The organism is Micromonospora sp. RTBAU3-60 (genome assembly GCF_054963695.1).
This window is the reverse complement of the sequence record NZ_JBUEGB010000168.1, coordinates 1-1603: the sequence shown is the minus strand read 5'-3', so window position 1 is coordinate 1603 and position 1603 is coordinate 1. Positions and strand designations below refer to the sequence as shown.

Sequence of the window (1603 nt, the reverse complement as noted above, 5' to 3'; positions counted from 1 at the left end):
CACCCGCTGCGCCAAACGCGCATCCCTCTACCGCGCCAGCCTGATCCTCATCGCCGCCATCATCTGGCTTGCATGATCGACAGAAAACCTAGTTGCTGCCTTTGTTGGCGTCGAGGGCGGCCTGCTCCACTCGCTGGCGGTAGTCCAGCCACCATGACTCGTCGGTGGGGGGCAGGTTGTCGTGCCTGGGCAGCAGCCCGGCCGCGCCGTCGATGAGTTCACGCACGATGTCAGCGTGGCCAGCATGCCGTTGTGTTTCCGCGATGACGTGGACCAGGACGTGGTGCAACGTGACCGCTGCATCGCCCCACCACGGCACGCGGCCGACCTCATCCAGCGCAAGGGCTTCAATGGTGGCGTCGGCGTGGGCGATCGCGCGACGGTACAGTCCGACGATCTCCTCGCGGGTCTCATCCGCGGTCGCGCACATGTCGGCATTGGTTTCCGCTCCGTCGCCGACGTACGGCAGTTCCTGCTCGAACGGCCGGCCGAACACGACGCCGAAGTAGAGGCTCTCCATGGCCGCCGAGTGCTTCACCAGACCGAGCAAGTTGGTTGCGGTCGGGGTCAGCGGGCGCCGAACATCGTATTCGCTGAGCCCGTCGAGCTTCCACAGCAGCGCGTCACGGCCGCCCTTCAAGTAACTATGCAGGTCTGCCTTCATCGCGGCACTATGGCATCCGGTTGGGTGTCGGCGCTGCCCCGGACGATCCACGGAGCCCATGATCGGCAGGACACGCCCTAGTCGGGGCCGACCAGGAGGACGAAGGTGCGTGCCAGGCCGAAACGGTCGGTGCGTGGCCAGTCCAGGGCGGCGAGCGCCGCGGCGGACGGTTCGTGCCGCCGGCCGTTGATCCGGACCTCGCAGTCGGTGAAGTCACCACCCTGGCCGACCAGCATGCGAACGCCATTGAGATATGGGCGGTCGAGCCCGGCCGCGATCACCGGTGCCAGGGTCGACCACGGCATCGCCTCGGCGAACCACTCCTGCTTGCCCTGCGATCCGTCGACGGACCACCCGGTCACACTGCCGACGATCGCATGCCAGCCGGCGAACCCGCCCTGGTCGCCGGACCTGAAGTGGTTCGCCAGTCGCCCTCGCTGCTCGATCATCTCCAGGACCGTCACCAGGCAGGTCTCAATCCACGCCTGGATCGCCTGACGGGCCGCCTCGACCGGATCGGCCGCGAGGCCAAGTGTGCAGTCGACGACCGTTGGCACGTTTGGCCGGTCCACATTCAGCAGGATCTCCAGGTCCAGGTGACGGTAATCGTCGCTGTCCGCCGGAAGAACCCGGACGCCCAACGATCCCGACCGCAGCATCGGCCCGTCGGTCAGCCGCCACTCGCCGCCCACCTCGGCAAGCATCGGCGCGGCAAGCTCCAGCACACGCTCGGCGGGGAGGGGCTGTGGTGTCGGCCGCGGGTCGATCATGGTGGTTCAGCGTACCGGCAACGCTCGGTGCCGTGGGCCGAGCAAGACCGTGAACGTTTGTGGTCAAGGCACTGCAGCGTGTCTCAATAGTCTGTTGGGTCATGAGACACCGCCCTTCTCGGGCGTCCCTGCCGTCGCGGGTGTTCGTGGCGGCAGGGTTCCTCCGTCA

At 67.1% G+C, this 1603-nt stretch carries 2 protein-coding genes; both read right to left on the bottom strand.

All coding sequences use genetic code 11. The annotated features are described in order from the left end of the window. Positions 1-88 precede the first annotated feature (88 nt). A complete protein-coding gene (locus ACY34I_RS40335) occupies positions 89-664 on the bottom strand; it encodes a DinB family protein (protein ID WP_462760817.1) in 576 nt (191 codons plus the stop codon). Positions 665-741: 77 nt separating this feature from the next. Continuing rightward, positions 742-1434 carry a DUF6348 family protein gene (locus ACY34I_RS40330; protein WP_462760816.1) on the bottom strand — a complete coding sequence of 231 codons (693 nt, stop codon included), beginning with the start codon at positions 1432-1434 and terminating at the stop codon, positions 742-744. Positions 1435-1603 lie beyond the last annotated feature (169 nt).

Coding starts and splice junctions, on each gene's coding strand:
- ACY34I_RS40335 (WP_462760817.1), bottom strand. CDS start 664: ATGAAGGCAGACCTGCATAGTTACTTGAAGGGCGGCCGTGACGCGCTG.
- ACY34I_RS40330 (WP_462760816.1), bottom strand. CDS start 1,434: ATGATCGACCCGCGGCCGACACCACAGCCCCTCCCCGCCGAGCGTGTG.